We start from the raw sequence: 17,360 nt of genomic DNA, 5'->3' as shown, positions 1-17,360 counted from the left end.
CGGTCGACCCGTGTCCGAGAGGGCGAGTTCCCATCACCACCGAACGTGAACGTCGTGCGCGGCTGTACCGGCCCTTCCACCTCACCGTGGTCCGCAACACCCCGATCACCCGCAACGCGATCCGGATCACCCTGACCGGCCCGCGCCTGGCGAGCTTCGTGCCCGGCGGGCCGGATCAGCGGATCAAGCTGTTCGTCCCGCGCGAGGGCCGACCGGCACCCCGGATCACCCGGGCGGACCTGACCTGGCGCGAGGCGTGGGCGCGGATCCCCGAGGCGGACCGGCCGTACCAGCGCACCTACACCGTGCGCGCGCACCGTTCGGATCCGGTCGAGATCGACATCGACTTCGCGCTGCACACGCCCGGCGGGCCGGCGTCCCGTTGGGCGCGCGCGGCCCGCCCCGGGGACCCGATCGAGGTGCTGGGGCCGACCGCCGCCCGCAACGGGGGCTACAGCTTCGAGCCACCCGCGGGCCGCCGCCTGCTTCTGGTCGGGGACCACGCGGCGCTGCCGGCGATCGGGTCCATCGTCGAGTCGTTGCCGGCCGACGCCGAGGGGACCGTGTTCGTCGAGGTGACCACCGAGGCGGACCGCCAGCAGTTGGCCGCGCCGCCCGGCGTACGGGTGAACTGGCTGCACCGGGGTGGTGCGCCGGCCGGGGACCACCGCCTCCTGGACGCGGTCCGCGACGCCCGGCCGCCGACCGACCACGGCTACGCGTGGCTCGCGGGCGAGGCCGGCCGGGTGCGGGCGCTGCGCCGCCACCTCAAGGACGAACGCGGCATGGACCCCCGCGCGATCGCGTTCATGGGCTACTGGCGGGTGGGCCACACCGAGGAGACCGCGCACACAGAACCGGGCGCCGCCGCTCCGAGGGTGCAACTCACCCACTGATCGGGCGACTTCGACACGGCGGGTGAACCCGAGCGGGAGACCGGGCCGAGTACCGGCGACTCGGCCCGGAACGCAGCCGGCGCGCCCGGTCAACCCGCCCCTTCCGCCTCCGTCGCGTCCACGTCTGCCGCGTCCATGCGCGCCCGCTGTGCGATCACCCGATCCACGACCAGCTCCACGCCGGGCCGCAGATGGCCGCCGGGGCGGGTGATCGCGAACATCCGCCGCTCCACCTCGATCCCGGGCATCGGCACGTATCGCACACCCGACCGGGGCGGCGCGAACGACGGCACGACCGCGACGCCGAGGTCGGCGGCGACGAAGTCCAGGATCAGGTCCAGGCTGTCCGCGCGGTGCGCGATCCGAGGCCGGAACCCGGCGATCCCGCAGAGCCTGGACACCAGTTCGCCGTCCTGGTCGCCCCGCGAGTTGACCACCCACGGAAGTCGCTCCAGGGTCCGCAACTCGCGCGGCACCGCGATCCGCCCCGGCACCGCGCACCCGGCGGGCACGGCGAGCACCAGCGGCGTACGGCACATCATCCGCACCGCCGCGCCGTCGTGGGCGAACCGCTGGAACAGGCTGTAGTCGTAGCCGAAGCCCAGGTCGATCCGGTCGTGCGCGAGCAGATCCAGCACCTCGGCCGGCTCCCGTTCCTGGAGTTCGAGCCGCAGCGCCGGATGCGAACGGGCCAACTCCCCGGCCACCGGCAGCAGATCGGCCGAGATCGCGGCGGCGTACGCGGCCACCTTGAGCAGTCCGGCGGGTTCGGCGTCGGCGCGCAGCACCGCCCGGGCGGCCTCCTCCGCGGCGAGGATGTCCACCGCGTGCTCGGCGAACCGCCGCCCGGCGCAGGTCAGTCGCACGGTCCGCCCGGTGCGCTCGACCAGTTCGACGCCCGTCTCCCGTTCGAGTGCGGCGATCTGCTGCGACACGGCCGATGTCCCGTAGCCGGTGGCCTCGGCCACGGCGCGCATCGTGCCCAGCCGATCAAGCTCGACCAGGGTGCGCAGCAGGCGGGTCTCCATCGACTCATCATCCGTACCGAGCGGACGTTCTGTCCATCATCACGCGATGGACGCGGACCGTCACGCTCGCCTGCAATGGGCGGATGAGGAACACACCGGCCCCGCTGCTCGCCCTGGGCTCGATCGTCGCCGTGCAGATCGGCGCCGCCACCTCCACGCACATGTTCGACTCGATCGGCCCGGCGGGCACGGCCTGGCTGCGGCTGTGCTGGGCCTCGCTGTTCTTCCTGATCCTGGTCCGACCCAGGCCCTGGACACGCTCCCGCGCCGATCTGGGCGCGGCTCTCACACTCGGCACGGCGAGCGCGGTGATGACCGTGGCCGGATTCGAGGCGATCGCCCGGATCCCGCTCGGGACGGAGGTGGCGATCGCCTTCCTCGGCCCGCTGGGCGTGGCGGTGCTGCGCCGCCGGGATCGTTGGGGCCTGCTCTGGCCGGTCCTGGCCTTCGTCGGCGTGGTCCTGGCCACCCGCCCCTGGCAGGGTCGGCTCGACACCCTGGGCCTGGTGTACGCGCTGATCTGCGCGGCCGGTTGGGCCGGCTACGTGATCCTCACCCAGCGCATCGGCGATCGCTTCTCGGGCCTCGACGGGTTGGCCTACTCCATCCCCGTCGCCACCGTCGCGAGCGCCTTCGTCGGTGTACCGCAGGTGGCCGGTGGGGAAGTGACGCCGCCGCTCGTCCTGGAGGGCGCGGCGTTGGCGCTGCTCATCCCGATCCTGCCCTACACCCTCGAACTGTTCGCCCTGCGCAGGCTGACCGCCGCCGCGTTCGGCACGCTGATGAGCCTGGAGCCGGCCGCCGCGTTGCTCGCCGGCCTGGTCTTCCTGCATCAGGTCCCGGGCGCGGCGCAGATCCTGGGCATGCTCCTGGTCACCGCCGCCGCGCTGGGCACGGCCCGCTCGGCGGGGGCACGGCGTGCGGCGGAGCCGACGGCGGAGGGCCGGGCGGAGCCGCCGGCCACGGTGCGCGCGCAGTAGCCCCCGGCGCCGGTCGCGGCGCGGCGGCCGTGCGTCGAGGGCGAGCGGCTCACCCGGGGCGGCCGGACCGGGTCCGTTCCTCGCGCATCCGGCGGGCGATCACCCGCAGGTCGATCCAGGCGATCACGGCCGTGAGGGCGCAGACGATCGCCGCGATCAGCCAGAGGGTGCGCACGCTGTCGGCGACGTCCCCGACGGCGGCCACGGCGCACGCCGCGCACGCGATCACGAAGAACGGCAGCGCGATCCGGGACATGACCCGACGCGCGGGGAGGTCGCTGCGGGGGTGGGCCGCCTCGCTGCCGGGAGGGCGCCTGGTCGAAGCGCGATGTCGCGCGTTCATATCTTTCGCATACCCGACGGCACACCCGATACGCGGTCCCGCGCCCGGGCGTTTGCACGGGTGGGAGCACGGGAGGACGCTGGAAACGTACGTGATCGAGTCCTCCACGACGCCCGAGGCGAGTGTCGAGCGCGATCCGTACCGAAACGCAGGTGAGATCGATGCGCATGCTTCTTTCCGCACGGATGAACACCGAGGCGGGCAACCAGGCGATCGCGGACGGGTCGCTGGGCAAACGGATCCAGTCCATCGTCGAACGGGTGAACCCCGAGGCGGCCTACTTCGCCGCGTTCGAGGGCGACCGTACGTGTCTGCTCGTGTTCGACATGCAGGACTCCTCCCAGTTGCCGTCCATCACCGAACCGTTCTTCGAGTTGGGCGCCAAGGTCGCCGTCCGGCCGGTGATGAACCTGGACGACCTGCGCACGGGCCTGGCGGCCCTCGGCTGACCTCGGCTGACCTCGGCTGACCTCGCACGGGCTCTCGGCCGAGGCCGCCGGTAGGGTCGGACGCGGTCCGGCCGGGCGAGCCGCGCGACGGGGGCCGCAGGCGAGGGGGCGCACGTGTTTCGGGTGGCCGTGATCGACGACTATCAGGGGCAGGCCGCAGCGCTCGACTGCTGGGGCGAACTGCCGGACGACACCGAGGCGATCTTCTTCCCGGACCATGTGCGCGACCCCGACACGTTGGTCGAACGCCTGTCGGGGTTCGACGCGGTGGTGGCGATGCGCGAGCGCACCGCGTTCCCGGCGGAACTGCTGGCCCGGCTGCCCGCGTTGCGGCTTTTGATCACCACCGGGATGAACAACGCCGCGATCGACGTCGAGGCGGCGCGTGCCCGGGGCGTCACCGTCTGTGGCACGAGTCTGCTCCCGCATCCGGCGGCGGAGTTGACCTGGGCGCTGATCCTCGAACTGGCCAAGCGCACCGGGGCCGAGGAGGCGAGCCTGCGGGCCGGTACCTGGCAGCGCGGCGTGGGCGTCGACCTCGCCGGCGCCACGCTCGGCGTGATCGGTCTGGGCAAGCTGGGCACCCGAGTGGCCCGGGTCGGCGCCGCGTTCGGGATGCGGGTGCTGGCCTGGAGCAGCAACCTCACGGCCGAACAGGGCGCGGCGGTCGGCGTCGAGGTGGTGGCCAAGGAGGAGTTGTTCCGGCGCGCCGACTTCGTCACCGTGCATGTGCGCTACAGCGAGCGCACCAGGTCGCTGGTCGGCGCGGCCGAACTCGCGCTGATGCGGCCGACCGCGTATCTGGTCAACACCTCGCGCGCGCCGATCGTGGACCGGGACGCGCTGCTGGCCGCGCTGCACGAGGGCCGGATCGCGGGGGCCGGGCTGGATGTGTACCCCGTGGAGCCGATCCCGGCGGACGACCCGATCCTGGCGGCACCCAATACCGTGCTCACCCCGCACATCGGGTATGCGACGCGGGACAACTACGAACTGGCGTACGCCGAGGCGGTCGAGGACGTCGCGGCCTTCCTCGCGGGCGTGCCGGTACGGGAGTTGTAGGTCGGCGGCGTCGGCGGCTTAGGGTCGTGCGCATGCTCATCTGGATCAACGGCCCCTTCGGGGGCGGCAAGACGCAGACGGCGCACGAGCTGCACCGACGGCTGCCGGGCAGTGTGATCTGCGACCCGGAGGAGGTCGGCTTCGGGCTGCACCGGATGACGCCGCGGGCGCTGCGCGGCGACTTCCAGGATCTGCCGGCGTGGCGGCAGGGGGTGTACGAGGTGCTGGATCTGACCCTGGCCAGGCATCCGGGGCCGGTGTTGGCACCGATGACGGTGATCGAGCCGGACTACTTCCGGGAGATCGTCGGCCGGCTGCGCGAACGGGGCCACGACGTACGGCACTTCGCGCTGTTGGCCGAGCGGGGGACGGTGTTGCGGCGGTTGGCCGAGCGCGGCTTCGGGCGGGCGGTGCGCGTGGTGGCGGGCCGGGAGGCACCGCTGCGGCGGGAGAGCTTCGCGGTCGCCCGGCTCGATCTGTGCCTGGAACGCCTGGCCGGCCCGGAGTTCGCCGAGCACATCCACACCGACCACATCGACACGCCGAGGGTGGCCGACCTGATCGCCGAGTCGACCGAGTTGACCCTGGTGCCCAACACCGACTCCCCCGCGCGGGCTCGGGTACGCCGGGCCTGGACGGGGTTGCGGCACATCCGCTTCGTGTAGCCCCCCGTCGGGTCAGATCCGCTCTCGCGGCCCATCCGGCAGGAGGGTGGTGAGAGGGAACGTGGTGGTGTGGTCCTCGGGGCGGGACAGGTGCAGCGCGGCGTGGAACCAGCCCGCGGATTCGCGGCCTTCGGGGTCCTCGGCGGCGGCGAGCACCGCGTCGACGGCGTAGCGCTGCTCCCGTTCGCTGGTGAAGCGGCGTTGCGGGAAGGTGTGCGCGCCGAACCTCTCGGTGACCAGGCCGTGGGCGGTGAGTCCGTCGGCGATGGCTCGGTAGGAGCCGGTGCGCAGGACGAACGCGGCCACCCACACGGGTGCCGGGGCGTCGGTCAGGAAGGGGCGGAAGCTGCGCGGAGACAGGAAGCTGGCGCCGCCGGTGACGGTGATCAGGCCGACCGGGCGCGCGGCGGCGAGCAGTTCCGGCGAGGGGGACGCGACCTCCAGGTTCTCGGCGAACCCGGCGTCGAGCAGGCCGACGGCGCGCGCGTAGGCGATGGCGTTGGCCGCCACGTCCAGGCCGATCACGGGCACCGCGTCGGCGCGGCGGCGGGCGGCGTACCACTCGCGGTCGGCCTCGATCAGCTCGGCGGTGTCCATCGCGACGATGGGCGCGGAAGCGTACCGCTCGTACAACTCGGCGAGGGTCACGTCGTGGTTGAGCAGCGCCGCGTTGATCCCGTAGGAGCAACACATGTCCAAGACCGCAACGCCCGCGCCCCCCTCTGCCCGAGTGGCGACAAGCCGCCGAAACACCTCTTGCGCATGATGCGGCGTCTGATACCCCCACGCCCCGAGCGCCCGAAAGAACCCCCGAGGATCCGCCCGGTCATAAATCTCGTCGAACGAGGTCATGGCCCCGGTCTCAACCCCACCACTCACCACACCAACCCCTCTCCTCCCTCCAACCCTGCCCACCCCCCAAACCCCCAAAGCCTCCCCCGACAAACGAACACGAGCCGAGCACAGAGCACGGCACCGCGACCACGAGGCGGCCCAGGCGGGCGCGGGACAGGCGCGGGGCAGGTGCGGGACGGGCCCGGGCGGGCGCGAAGCGGGGCTGGGGTCGGCGGATGGGGGTTGGGGGCGTTTCGGGGGGTCGTGGGTGGGTGACACTCGTCGGAGGTGTCCCGCCGGTGAGGAGATCCGTGAGTACCGACGCGCAGCCGCCCGAGTCCGATCTGTCCAGCATGTCGAGTGATCGCGGGCAGTCCGCGGCTGCCGGGTATGACCTCTCGCCGGGGATAGGGGAGACGACCCTTGCCCGGGTTGATGGGCTGCGCGTGGCTGCTCGGCGGGTCGGGGGTGCGGCGGAAGCGCCCGAGCCGGCCGATCGGTGCTGGTTCGGCGAGGTTCGCGAGACGCCGTTGGGGGCTCGGGCGGTGTTTGGTGACGTGGCCGGCGATCCGCTGTGCGCGCCCGATCTGGCGGCGGAGGTGCTCGCCGCGTTCGGTGCGGTCGCCGCCGAGTTGCCCTCACCGGCCGAGGTCTCCCACCGGATCGCGCTGGCCCTGCGCGAGGACCATTCGCGCGGCCATCGGCCCCTGGTCCGGCTGCTGCTGGTCGAGCGCGCCGGCGGGCCGGCCGGAGACGGCTCGCTGACCCTGGTCAACCGCGGCTATCCGAACCCGCTCCTGATCGTCGGCCGGCGGGTGCTCGGCCTGGAACCCATCTACGCCACCCCGCCGATCGGCGCACTGACACCCGGCACGTTCCGCCCGCCGGAGCTGACCGTCGCGGCGGGCCGGGGCGAGCGGGTACTGCTGTACACGGACGAACTCGCCGAGGCCGCGGGCGCGGACGGCACGCGCTACCCGTTCGCCGAGCGCGCCCCGAGCCACGTGGGCGGCGACTTCGCCGACGCGCTGGACCGCCTGGCGGTCGACGTCGAGGCACACTTCGCCCCAGCCTTCCCCGGCGACGCGGCGCTGTTCCTGGTCGAACCGGGCCCGCTCGGCACCTGACCGACCACACCCCGAGAGAAGCCCTACCCCACCGTCCCCCGCATCGGCGTCGGCACCAGCCGCGCCGCGTCGAGCGACCGGTGCGCCGGGCCGCTCCCGTGCACCCCGTACAGCCGGAGCTGGAACATCGCGTCGAAGCGCGCGTCGCCGTCGGCGAGGTCGATCGCGCCCACCTCGGACAACCGGCGCAGCCGATAGCGGAACGTGTTCGGGTGCACGTGCACGGCCGCCGCGGCGGCGGTGACGTCACCGAACGTGTCCAGCCACGCCGCCAATGTCTCGGTGAGATGGGTGTCGTGTTCGGCGTCGTAGGCCCGCAGTCGGGCCACCGGCCCGGCCGGTGCGTCGTCCGTGGCGGCCACCCGGTCGGCCACCTCGACCAGCAGCGACGACACGTACACGTCGCACAGCCTGGCCACCCGCAGCGGGGATCGGCCCGAGCGCAACACGCGCAGCGCACGATCGGCGTCCGCCCGGGACGAGGGCAGGTCGACGGCGCGGGCGGCCACCCGGCCGATGCCCACCACCGCCTCGATCCGCCCGCCGATCCGGGCCAGGAACTCCTCGGCCAGCCGTACCGCCCGCGCGTCCGACTCGGTCGGCAGGATCGCGTAGGTGAAGCCGCCGAGCCGGGCCGTCGCGGTCCGCGGATGTACCGCCGCCAGGTGCAGCGCCAGCGCGTCGACGATCCGGTGCTCCTCGGCGGTGCGCTCGGCCGGTGCCGCGTCGCCCACCACCGCGAGCGCGAGCACACACGCCGGCTGGTGCGCCAGGCCGAGTCGGCCCGCCGCGTCCACCGCCGCCGGCCCGCCTTCGAGCACCGTGGCCAGCAGGTCGGTGCGCAACCGGCGCTCCACGTCGGCGCCCGCCCGTCGGCGCAGCAGGTGCAGCGCGACCACCTTGGCCGCCTCGATCAGCGACCGCTGCAACTCGGCGGACAGCGGCCCGCGCACCACGACCCAGATCGAGCCGAGGATCTCGTCCCCGGCGCGCACCGCGATGGCCACCCGGGGCATGTCCGAGACGCCCGGCAGGTACACCGGACCCTCGCTGCGATACAGCGCCTGGAACGCGCCGCGCTCCTCCAGGATCCGCAACCACTCGGCGGGCACCTGGCGATCCAGGATGGTGGCGATCCGCGGCTCGTCCGCCTCGTCCTGGCGGCTGGAGAAGGCCAGTACGCGCCCGCTGCGATCCTCCACCGTGACCGGCCCGTCCAGCAGCGCGGCGATCGCGTTGACCAGCGCGAACAGGTCGCCGGAGGGTGCCCCGTCCAGGGTTTCGCCGGTCTGCGCGCTGCCGATCTCGTCCACCGCGAGCAGCGAGCGCAGCAGCGTGGCGACCTGGGACCAGGACGCCCCGGGGGTCAGCGCGAGCACCACCACGCCGGTCTGCGCCACCGCGTCCCGGATCTCCGCGTCCACCGCGAGCGGCCCGCGCACCACGACGGCCGAGGCGGCCAGCGCCGCCGCGCGGTGCACCAGGGTGGCGATCGCCGAGGACCCGTAGACCGCGACGCCGAGCACCACCGCGCCGGGCGGGTGCGCGGGTTCGTCGCCCGGGTCGTGGATGAGGACGCCGGTGACCTCGCGGTTCGGGTCCGCTTCGCCGGCGGCGACCTCGAAAAGGGTCGAGCCGAGGTCGTCGATGATGCGCCCGAGCACGGCGCGCGGACGCGCGGTCATCGCGGGTCCGTCGAGGCGTCGGCGGGCACGGTGGCCCGGGCGGATATCGGCCGGTTGTCGGTCAGGTCCGTCACGAGGGGATCCATTCGGTCGACACGAGCCCCCGTCGAACGCACCGGAGCGGCCGTGTCGCCCGGTGGCCGATCCGTGTGCGGGAGTCTAAACGATCTTGGGCCGAAAGTGGGGAAATCTCCGGCCCACGCCCGGTTCGATCCAACGGCCGCACGTGCCGCCGAACCGAACCGGACCACATGCGTCACAGCCCTTCGGCTCGAACCGAGCCGAGGCGCACTCAGCCCCCGTCTCGTCGCCGGTCCACGACATATCCCCCGAGCCGCCCGAAGCCGCGCACCACGCGACCCTCGCCCATCAGCCCGCCGAGCACCTCGCGCACCGCCAGCCGCCACGAGAGTACGGCGTCCGGGTCGGCACGCCGCAGCGCGTCGATGTCGCGCGGCACCCGGACGATCACCACGTCGGCATCGGTGCGCCCGAGCACGGGTCGGCCATCGGCCCCCGCGTCCAGAGCGATCGCGACCCCCTCCTCCCCCGGAGCCGCCGCGTCGTCCGCCGGCTGCGGGATCCCCTCGCAGGCGAGGGCCACCCGAGGGGCGGTCAGATCCCAGCGCACCAGCAGCCGATCGGTATGGTCACCGGCGTTGAACGCGTCGGTCAAACGCCCGTAGAAGTCGACCAGATACTCGGCGGGTACCGCACCGAGTTTGGCCAGATTGAAGAACGCGTTGCGCCCCACCAGGGGGTCGAACGTCCAGCTGATCCGGGTGATCCCGCGGTCCAGGCACCAGGCGCGCTGGTGCACCTTGAGCGCGTGGCCCACCTCGCGTCCGCGCGAGCGCACGTCCACGCCCGCGATGTGCGAGTGCAGGCCGTCGGTGGCGAGCAGAGCCACGCAGGCACCGGTCAACCGGTCGCCCTCGTAGGTGCCCGCCACATAGCCGCCGGCATGCGCCAGGACCATCAGCAGTTCGGGCAACATCATCGGATTCGCCGAGTCCACCTGCCAGATGCGGTCCAGCAGCTTGCACACCTCGGACACCTCGTCCAGCGTGTGCAGTTGGCGGATCTCGACGTGCGCCGCGCGAGCCGCGCGGACGGCCGCCGCGGTCGCGCGGTCGCGGAGCGCACCGGAATCGGGTGCGGGCTCGGGTTCGGCACGGTACAGGTCGCCGCCGATCCGCGCGCCCGCCGGTGTCGGGGTCATCGGTTCCCGGTCTCCGTTCCCTCGTCCGTACCGGAGGCGGCCCGCGCCGCTCCCCCGGTCTGCGCGCCCTCGGTGCCCGCGCCCTCCGGCAGCGGCTCGCCGATCCGCGGTACGCCCGACAACAGCGCCCGCGTGTACTCGTGTTCGGGGTCCTCAAGGACCTGTGCGGCCGGCCCCTCCTCGACCAGGACACCCCGGTCCATCACCGCGATCCGGTCCGCCAGGTAGCGCACCACGGCCAGGTTGTGCGTGATGAACAACATCGCGAAGCCCAGCTCGCGCTGCAGGTCGCGGATCAGGTTGAGCACCGCGCCCTGGACCGAGACGTCCAGCGCCGAGGTGACCTCGTCCGCCACCAGGACCGCCGGTCGCGCGGCCAACGCGCGGGCCAGCGCCACCCGTTGCCGCTGGCCGCCGGAGAGCGCGCGCGGCATTCGGGTGCTCATCCCCGGGTCGATCCCGACCAGGTCGAGATACCGGGCCACCTCCTCCGCCCGCCGCGCCCGGTCCTCGCGCGGCACCGCCTCGGCCACCGAGGCGCCCACGCTCAACCGGGGGTTCAGCGACGCGAACGGGTCCTGGAAGACCAGTTGCACCGGCCTGCGCCCGGGCCGCCGACCCTGGTCGACGCCGTCCACCAGGACGTTGCCCGCGGTGATCGGCACCAGCCCGACCGCGGCCCGGCCGAGGGTGGACTTGCCCGATCCGGAGCCGCCGACCAGGCCGACCACGCGGCCCGCCGGCACCTCCAGGGACACGTCGTCGACGGCGGTCACCGCCGAGCGGCCACGGCCGTAGCGCACCGTGATGTGGCGCAGTTCGAGCGAACCGGACGTGCCGGCCCCGGCGGGCGCTGCGTCGGCCTCGGCCGCGACCGGGGCAACCGTACCTGCGGCTTTCATCGAACCTCCTCCAGTTCCTGCACGGCGGTGGTGATCGGGTCCCAGCACGCCACGCGGCGTCCGGGGCCGATGCGTTCCAGGACCGGTTCCTCGGTCCGGCAGCGGTCGCTCGCCCGGGCGCAGCGCGGCGCGAACGGGCAGCCCACGCTCTCCTCGCCGGGCTCCGGCGGGCGGCCCGGGATGGTCGCCAGCGGCACGTCCCGGTCGGTGGTCATGGTCGGTACCGCGCCGATCAGCGCGGCCGAGTACGGGTGCGCGACGCCGTCGGCCAGGTCGCCGACCGGCAGTTCCTCGACGATGCGGCCCGCGTACATCACCACGACCCGGTCGCACACCTGCGACACGACGGCGATGTCGTGCGAGATGAGCAGCAACGCGGCGCCGGATTCGGCCCGTACGTCCCGCAGCAGGGCCAACACCTGGGCCTGAACGGTGACATCGAGAGCGGTGGTCGGCTCGTCGGCGATGATCAGTCGGGGCTCGCCCATCAGGCCCATCGCGATCATCACCCGCTGGCGCATGCCGCCGGAGAACTCGTGCGGGCGCTTGGCGACCCGCTGTTCGGGGTTGATGATGCCCACCGCGCCCAGTCGGGCGACCGCTCGGGTCAGTGCCGCCGCGCGGCCGGCGCCGTGGTGCACCTCGGCGACCTCGGCGAGTTGCCGGCCCACGGTGAGCGCCGGGTTGAGCGAGGCCATCGGGTCCTGGAACACCATGGCCAGCGAAGTGCCCTTGGGTGCCTGGCGGTTCAGGTCCCGGTCGGCGAAGCGCAGGGTACGGGCGCTGACCCGGCCGGGGTGCGGAACCAGTCCGGCCGCGGCCAGCGCGGTCAGGCTCTTGCCCGAGCCGGACTCGCCGACGATGCCGACCGCCTCGCCCTCGGTGACGCTGAGGCACACATCGTGTACGGCGGTGTGTCCCGGGAAGCGCACCCGCAGGTGGTCGACGTGCAGCAGGGCCGACTCCGCCTCGGCGGCGACGTGTTCGTCGATCGAGACGACCGGCTCGGCCTCGGGCCGGTTCGCGCCGCGGCCACCGCTGGCACCCGCGACCACCTCGCCGATCAGGCCGAACGTGATGCCGGTCAGCACGATCGCGGCGCCGGGGCCGACCGCCGACATCGGGTCGACCATGACCCGGTCGAGTTGTTCGTTGAGCAGGCGCCCCCAGTCGTAGTCGGGCGCCTGCACGCCAAGGCCGAGGAAGGACAGGCCGGAGAAGGAGACCAGGATGCCGGCGGCGACCTGGGCGACGAACAGCGCGACCGGTTCGGCGATGTTGGGCAGGATGTGCCGCACGACGATCCGGAGCCGGCCGACGCCCAGGATCCGCGCGGCGGCCACGTAGTCGGTGCCGGCGACGGAAGCGGTCAGGTTCTGCACGAGCCGGGCGGTGGCGGGGGCCGCGCCCAGGCCGATGGCGAAGGCGGCGGAGAAGGTGCCGACGCCGAAGATGACCGCGAGGAAGAGCACGAACAGCAGGCCGGGGAAGGCCACGAGCAGGTTGACCGTCGCGGTGATCAGCCGGCCGGCGCGCCGGCCGAGGACCGCCGGGAGCACACCCAGGATCAGCCCGCCGAGCACCGCGATCAACGTGGCGAACAGGGTCAGTTCGAGGGTGAGCCGGGTGGCCACGACCACCCGGGCGGCGATGTCGCGACCGAGCGCGTCGGTACCGAACAGGTGCTCGGTGCCGCTGTGTCGGCCGATCGCGTCGGTGTCGATCCGGTCGGCGGTGTCGCCGGCCAGCATCGGGCCGAAGATCGCCACGAGCAGGATCAGGGCGCTGAGGATCGCCGTGGCGATACCCATCGGGGTGCGCAGCGCTTGGCGCAGTCTAGGGGCCTTGGACATCGTCAGCTCCCGCGAATCGTGGACTTGGGGTCGGCGACGGCGACGGCGAGGTCGACCGCGAAGTGGATCGCGAGCGCGGCGGCTCCGTAGACGAGCACGATGCCCTGGACGAGCGGATAGTCCTTCTGCAGGATCGCCTGGACGATGGTCATGCCCAGGCCGGGCCAGGCGAAGACGTTCTCGATCAGCACGGTGCCCGCGAGCAGGCTGCTGAGGATCAGGCCGCCGAGGGTGAGCGAGGAGGTGAGCAGGTTCGGCAGCGCGTGTCGCAGGTAGAGCAGTCGGCTCGGCAGCCGTTTGGCGCGGGCGGTGCGCATGTAGTCGGTCTCGAACACGCGCAGCGCCTCGACCCGGACGATCCGCGACAGCGCGGCGATCGGGGTGATGGCCAGGGCCAGTACGGGCAGTACGTAGGAGTCGGGCCCCTCGCGCAGTGCCACCGGGAACCAGCCGAGGCTGACGCCGAACACCGAGGCCAGGCCGACGGCGAGGAGGAATTCCGGGATGGCCACGATCGCCCCGGTCGAGGAGGCGAAGGCCAGTTCGCCGCGGCGCCGGCGGCCGTTCAGGGTGAACACGGCCATCGCCATGCCCAGCGGGATGGACACCACCATGACCAGGATGAACGCGTAGATCGCGATCTCCAGGGTGGCGGGGAGCCGATCGCCGATCATGCTCGACACCGAGACCCGGGCGGTGATCGATTCGCCGAGGTCGCCGTGGAAGAGCCCGCTCACGAAGTGTTTGTACTGGGTGATCAGCGAGTCGTTCAGGCCCAGTTGTTCCTTGCGGGCGGCGACCGCCTCAGGGGTGGCGTTCATCCCCAGGGCGCCGCGGACGGGGTCGCCGGGGACGAAGTGGATCATCGCGAACGCTGCGGTCACCAGGGCGGCCAGCGAGACCACCAGGCGACCGGTGCGCCGCAGGAAGAAGGAAGTCCAGGGACCGAGACGGAAGTCCGTCACGCGGCCGGACAGGGTTGCGGTGCTCATCGGCCACCGACCTTGTGCAGGGAGGACGGCACCACGCCGCCACCGTCGAGTTCGAAGCTGTAGCCTCGAACGAAGTAGGGGGTCATCGAGTCCACGAACGTCACCACGTCCGCGCGTTTGATCAACTCGGATTCGGCGGCCGTCCATTCGGGACAGCCGGCGATGTCGGGCTTGGCCATCGCCTCGCCGACGAGGCGCTGGTATTCGGGATTGTCGAGCGATCCGAAGTTCAGCCCCTCGGGAGGCTTGGGTCCGGAGAAGAACGGGAGGACCTGATCGGGCGTGGTCACCGAGATCGGCGCCCACGCGAGTTCCCACTGACCGCCCATCAGGATCGACGCGTTCGTCGACGCCGTGGTCGGCTGGGTGCTCACCTTCACCCCGAACGACTCCCACTGCTTGACCGCCAGTTCGACGGCCGAGACGAGTTGGGTGCCGAACACGCCCGGATACGGCATCGAGATCGACAGTTGTTTGCCGTCTTTGCTCCAGTGTCCGCCGGACTTCTTCCAGCCGGCCTCACGCATCAGCGCCGCGGCCTGCGCCGGGTCGTGCGGCGGGAGGTGGCCGGTGACCGAGTCCTCGGTGCACGGTGGGCCCATCGTGATGCCGAGCCGCAGCGGGGCCATGCCCTTGCCGCCGGTGGCCACCGCGCCGATCTGCTTGAGGTCGACCGCGGACAGCAGCGCCCGGCGCACCCGGGCATCGGCCGTGACACGATTCGGCGCCTCGTTGAAAAGCAACATCCCCAGTGGATCCCGTTCGATCACCGCCTTGATCCCGGCCGCGGTCAACCGGGCTCGGTCGGGGCCCATCACCGCCGCGATGTCGAGTTGCCCGCTGAGCAGCAGATTGGTCCGGGTGGACTCGTTGCCGACGACCTTGAAGACCACCCGGTCCGGCAACGCGGAATTGTCGGCGCCGTCCGGCCCCCAGGTGTAGCCGGGTCGTTTGACGAAGGTGAAATGGTCGCCCGCGACCACCTCTGCGAGTCGGAAGGGACCGGTGCCGTCGGAGGTGTGGGCGAGCTTGTCCGAGTCCTTCAGCGAGGAGGGACACACCAGCCGCAACATCGAGGTGCCGCGGAGCAGGAACGGGGCCGGCTGCGAGGTCTCGAGGGTCACCGTGCCGGCCTCGTTGTCGGCGGTGGCGGTGACCCCGGGAGGCACCATCAGGCCGTACAGCGGCGACTTGTTGGCCGGGTCGACGATGTGGTTGTACTGGGCGGCGACATCGGCCGCGGTGAGCGGCTCACCGTTTTGGCACTTCACGTCGCGCCTGAGCGTGAACGTCGCCGATTTCGCGTCGGAACTCCACTTCTCCGCGACGCCGGAGGCGATACGCCCGTCGGGCCGGATGTTGATCAGCGAGTCGTAGGAGAAGCGGTTCATCATGGTCGCGTAGGAGACCAGCGTGGTCATCGGGTTCAGGTTGCTGGGGTCGCTGGGGATCGCGATGGTGACGGTGTCGCCGTCCCCCGAACTCCCACCCGTGCCCGTCCCGCCGCAGCCGGCGGCGAACAGGCCCAGCGCGAGCGCCGCGGCGGCCCCGCGCGAGGCGCGTCTCATCGCGCGCCTCCGCTACAGGAGTCGACGCCGGCCCGCTCGGCACCGGAGGTGGCGGCCGGCTCGCCGACCACCATCCGGGGCAGCGCGCGGGTCATGTGCACGAAGCGCGCCCGGTCGCCGTCGCCGACGAAGGCGTACTGGTCGTGCTGCCCGCCCTTCGCCTCGACGGCGATCAGCGTGCGGGCGTCGCGGGCGACCAGTTCGGTCGTCCGGACGCTCTCGCCCATCATCTTGGCCGCGGTGCCCAGGGTGCGCATGGTCAGCTCGAAGCCGCGCTCCGACTCGACCACGTCCATCGCCAGTACCTGCGACGCGTAGCGACCGACGAAGAAGCGTGCATCCACCACCGGCGGGTCGACGGGCGGCACGGCGGGCTCGGGCATGGCGACGCCCGCGGTGCTCGCCAACACCTCGCGGACCAGCTCGTACATCACGCCCAACTCGCCGCCGTTGGTCAGGATCGCGATCGAGACGCCGCTCTCGGGGGCCACCCGCAGGATCGCGGCCTGGCCGAACGTGCCGCCGTCGTGGCCGATCACCGGGCCGCCCGCCCAGTCGAACAGGTTCCAACCCAGGCCCCACGCGGTGCCGACCGCGCCGACATCGGGCACGTCCACCTGCGACTCGCGCATGGCCAGGGCCGACGCCTCGGACAGCAGGCGGGTGCCGTCCGGCAACAGGCCGCACGCGACGTGCGCGGCGGCGAACGCGACCAGGTCGCTCGCGGTGGTGGCCAGCGTCGAGCCGGCCGGCGCGTTGGAGCGGGGCAGTTGCCACACCGGCGCCTTCACGCTCGTCCCGTCGGGGCCCTCCACGTGCCCGATCGCCACCCGGTGCAGGATCGCCTCGGCGGCGCCGGTCGCCACCCGGGTCAGCCCGAGCGGAAGGGTGATCCGCTCGCGCAGCGTGGCCTCCCACGTCTGCCCGGTCAGCACCTCGACGATCCGACCGAGGGCGACGTATCCGCTGTTGCAGTAGGAGAACATCTCGCCGGGCGCGAACAACCGCCCGCCGTGGTCGGCCAGATGCCCGACCAGCCCCGCCACCGCGTCGTCACCGGGACCGAAGTCCTCGAACACGTCGCCCTCGAACCCCGCGGTGTGGCACAGCAGTTGACGAACCGTCACGCTCGCCGCGGCGGCCTCGTCGAGCAGCTTGAAGTCCGGGAGGAAGGTCCGCACCGGTGCGTCGAGGTTGAGCACACCCTCGTCGACCAGCTGCATGATCAGCGTCGCCGTCCACACTTTGGTGATCGAGCCGATCTGGAAGATCGACTCGGGCGTGGCCGGGTACCCGATCTCCGTGTCGAGCACGCCGGTGGCGGCCGCGACCGTCTCGTCGCCCATTCGTACCGCGACGCTCGCGCCGGGGATATTGCCACGCTTGGCCAGCTCGCCGAGACGGGTCGCTAGGTACTCGGGAGTCGGCAGCGCCCGGGCAGCGGCCCCGGGCACATCGGATCGTCCCATCGTGGGATACCTCCTCGGAAGGCGGCGGCGAGTGCCGCAGAGGACGATCACGGTAGGCAGCGTCCGAAAACCCCGAATCGTCGTCCCGGACGAAGAACGGTCGGCGAACCTGTCCGAATCACCGACGCCGAGCCGTACCGCGGGGGACGATGCTCGGCAGGGGCCGCCGCGGGGTCGTGAACCGGATCGGCCGAGGTCGTACGACATACGCGCACCACCTTTTCGCGGGCGACCCGACCGACGACGGACCCACCCGCACCGCCTCCCCCGGCACCCCACATCGGC

The 17,360-nt window shown here is 72.5% G+C and carries 16 protein-coding genes; 6 read left to right on the top strand and 10 right to left on the bottom strand.

All coding sequences use genetic code 11. The features are described from left to right. Positions 1-86 precede the first annotated feature (86 nt). Positions 87-896 carry a siderophore-interacting protein gene (locus tag ACMXN5_RS41790; protein ID WP_439680099.1) on the top strand — a complete coding sequence of 270 codons (810 nt, stop codon included), beginning with the start codon at positions 87-89 and terminating at the stop codon, positions 894-896. Between the two features lie 89 nt (positions 897-985). Here ACMXN5_RS41790 and ACMXN5_RS41785 read toward each other — a convergent pair whose 3' ends face one another. Further along, positions 986-1,924 carry a LysR family transcriptional regulator gene (locus ACMXN5_RS41785; protein ID WP_439680098.1) on the bottom strand — a complete coding sequence of 313 codons (939 nt, stop codon included), beginning with the start codon at positions 1,922-1,924 and terminating at the stop codon, positions 986-988. An 83-nt stretch (positions 1,925-2,007) separates the two neighbouring features. Between ACMXN5_RS41785 and ACMXN5_RS41780 the strand changes: the two genes are divergently transcribed. Next, a complete protein-coding gene (locus ACMXN5_RS41780; protein WP_439680097.1) occupies positions 2,008-2,904 on the top strand; it encodes an EamA family transporter in 897 nt (298 codons plus the stop codon). A 49-nt stretch (positions 2,905-2,953) separates the two neighbouring features. Here ACMXN5_RS41780 and ACMXN5_RS41775 read toward each other — a convergent pair whose 3' ends face one another. After that, entirely contained in the window at positions 2,954-3,247 is a 294-nt protein-coding gene (locus tag ACMXN5_RS41775; RefSeq protein WP_439680096.1) for a DUF6343 family protein, read from the bottom strand. A 161-nt stretch (positions 3,248-3,408) separates the two neighbouring features. Here ACMXN5_RS41775 and ACMXN5_RS41770 point away from each other — a divergent pair, with 161 nt between their 5' ends. From ACMXN5_RS41770 to ACMXN5_RS41760, 3 genes are all read left to right on the top strand, one after another. Next, on the top strand, positions 3,409-3,696 hold the full coding sequence (locus tag ACMXN5_RS41770; RefSeq protein ID WP_439680095.1) for a hypothetical protein: 288 nt from the start codon (positions 3,409-3,411) through the stop codon (positions 3,694-3,696). Between the two features lie 114 nt (positions 3,697-3,810). Continuing rightward, positions 3,811-4,758, top strand: a complete 948-nt coding sequence (locus ACMXN5_RS41765) for a D-2-hydroxyacid dehydrogenase family protein (RefSeq protein ID WP_439680094.1) — start codon at positions 3,811-3,813, stop codon at positions 4,756-4,758. A gap of 32 nt (positions 4,759-4,790) precedes the next feature. Beyond that, positions 4,791-5,423, top strand: coding sequence for an AAA family ATPase (locus tag ACMXN5_RS41760; RefSeq protein ID WP_439680093.1), 633 nt, complete (start codon positions 4,791-4,793; stop codon positions 5,421-5,423). Between the two features lie 12 nt (positions 5,424-5,435). On the opposite strand, the gene ACMXN5_RS41755 is transcribed toward ACMXN5_RS41760, so the two are convergent. Then, positions 5,436-6,116, bottom strand: a complete 681-nt coding sequence (locus tag ACMXN5_RS41755; protein WP_439680092.1) for a hypothetical protein — start codon at positions 6,114-6,116, stop codon at positions 5,436-5,438. Positions 6,117-6,568: 452 nt separating this feature from the next. Between ACMXN5_RS41755 and ACMXN5_RS41750 the strand changes: the two genes are divergently transcribed. Continuing rightward, positions 6,569-7,384 carry a SpoIIE family protein phosphatase gene (locus ACMXN5_RS41750; RefSeq protein ID WP_439680091.1) on the top strand — a complete coding sequence of 272 codons (816 nt, stop codon included), beginning with the start codon at positions 6,569-6,571 and terminating at the stop codon, positions 7,382-7,384. A 23-nt stretch (positions 7,385-7,407) separates the two neighbouring features. On the opposite strand, the gene ACMXN5_RS41745 is transcribed toward ACMXN5_RS41750, so the two are convergent. The 7 genes from ACMXN5_RS41745 to ACMXN5_RS41715 form a co-directional block, all read right to left on the bottom strand. Continuing rightward, entirely contained in the window at positions 7,408-9,069 is a 1,662-nt protein-coding gene (locus ACMXN5_RS41745) for a PucR family transcriptional regulator (protein WP_439680090.1), read from the bottom strand. Positions 9,070-9,361: 292 nt separating this feature from the next. Further along, positions 9,362-10,291, bottom strand: a complete 930-nt coding sequence (locus tag ACMXN5_RS41740) for a GNAT family N-acetyltransferase (RefSeq protein ID WP_439680089.1) — start codon at positions 10,289-10,291, stop codon at positions 9,362-9,364. Continuing rightward, the gene (locus ACMXN5_RS41735; RefSeq protein WP_439680088.1) at positions 10,288-11,193 is read right to left on the bottom strand and encodes an ATP-binding cassette domain-containing protein; all 906 of its coding nucleotides are present in this window, start codon (positions 11,191-11,193) and stop codon (positions 10,288-10,290) included. The genes ACMXN5_RS41740 and ACMXN5_RS41735 overlap by 4 nt, the downstream gene beginning before the upstream one ends. Then, positions 11,190-13,046 carry a dipeptide/oligopeptide/nickel ABC transporter permease/ATP-binding protein gene (locus ACMXN5_RS41730; RefSeq protein ID WP_439680087.1) on the bottom strand — a complete coding sequence of 619 codons (1,857 nt, stop codon included), beginning with the start codon at positions 13,044-13,046 and terminating at the stop codon, positions 11,190-11,192. Before ACMXN5_RS41730 ends, ACMXN5_RS41735 begins: the two co-directional genes overlap by 4 nt. A 2-nt stretch (positions 13,047-13,048) precedes the next feature. Next, the gene (locus ACMXN5_RS41725) at positions 13,049-14,038 is read right to left on the bottom strand and encodes an ABC transporter permease (protein ID WP_439680086.1); all 990 of its coding nucleotides are present in this window, start codon (positions 14,036-14,038) and stop codon (positions 13,049-13,051) included. Continuing rightward, positions 14,035-15,606, bottom strand: coding sequence for an ABC transporter substrate-binding protein (locus ACMXN5_RS41720; RefSeq protein ID WP_439680085.1), 1,572 nt, complete (start codon positions 15,604-15,606; stop codon positions 14,035-14,037). Before ACMXN5_RS41720 ends, ACMXN5_RS41725 begins: the two co-directional genes overlap by 4 nt. Continuing rightward, on the bottom strand, positions 15,603-17,075 hold the full coding sequence (locus ACMXN5_RS41715; RefSeq protein WP_439680084.1) for a serine hydrolase domain-containing protein: 1,473 nt from the start codon (positions 17,073-17,075) through the stop codon (positions 15,603-15,605). Before ACMXN5_RS41715 ends, ACMXN5_RS41720 begins: the two co-directional genes overlap by 4 nt. Positions 17,076-17,360: the final 285 nt, after the last annotated feature.

It is taken from the genome of Embleya australiensis (assembly GCF_051903075.1).
GTDB lineage: Bacteria > Actinomycetota > Actinomycetes > Streptomycetales > Streptomycetaceae > Embleya.
Note: the sequence above shows the minus strand (reverse complement) of the source record. Positions and strands in the feature narration are given on the sequence as shown.

Coding starts and splice junctions, on each gene's coding strand:
- ACMXN5_RS41785 (WP_439680098.1), bottom strand. CDS start 1,924: ATGGAGACCCGCCTGCTGCGCACCCTGGTCGAGCTTGATCGGCTGGGC.
- ACMXN5_RS41780 (WP_439680097.1), top strand. CDS start 2,008: ATGAGGAACACACCGGCCCCGCTGCTCGCCCTGGGCTCGATCGTCGCC.
- ACMXN5_RS41775 (WP_439680096.1), bottom strand. CDS start 3,247: ATGAACGCGCGACATCGCGCTTCGACCAGGCGCCCTCCCGGCAGCGAG.
- ACMXN5_RS41770 (WP_439680095.1), top strand. CDS start 3,409: ATGCGCATGCTTCTTTCCGCACGGATGAACACCGAGGCGGGCAACCAG.
- ACMXN5_RS41760 (WP_439680093.1), top strand. CDS start 4,791: ATGCTCATCTGGATCAACGGCCCCTTCGGGGGCGGCAAGACGCAGACG.
- ACMXN5_RS41755 (WP_439680092.1), bottom strand. CDS start 6,116: ATGTGTTGCTCCTACGGGATCAACGCGGCGCTGCTCAACCACGACGTG.
- ACMXN5_RS41745 (WP_439680090.1), bottom strand. CDS start 9,069: ATGACCGCGCGTCCGCGCGCCGTGCTCGGGCGCATCATCGACGACCTC.
- ACMXN5_RS41740 (WP_439680089.1), bottom strand. CDS start 10,291: ATGACCCCGACACCGGCGGGCGCGCGGATCGGCGGCGACCTGTACCGT.
- ACMXN5_RS41735 (WP_439680088.1), bottom strand. CDS start 11,193: ATGAAAGCCGCAGGTACGGTTGCCCCGGTCGCGGCCGAGGCCGACGCA.
- ACMXN5_RS41730 (WP_439680087.1), bottom strand. CDS start 13,046: ATGTCCAAGGCCCCTAGACTGCGCCAAGCGCTGCGCACCCCGATGGGT.
- ACMXN5_RS41725 (WP_439680086.1), bottom strand. CDS start 14,038: ATGAGCACCGCAACCCTGTCCGGCCGCGTGACGGACTTCCGTCTCGGT.
- ACMXN5_RS41720 (WP_439680085.1), bottom strand. CDS start 15,606: ATGAGACGCGCCTCGCGCGGGGCCGCCGCGGCGCTCGCGCTGGGCCTG.
- ACMXN5_RS41715 (WP_439680084.1), bottom strand. CDS start 17,075: ATGGGACGATCCGATGTGCCCGGGGCCGCTGCCCGGGCGCTGCCGACT.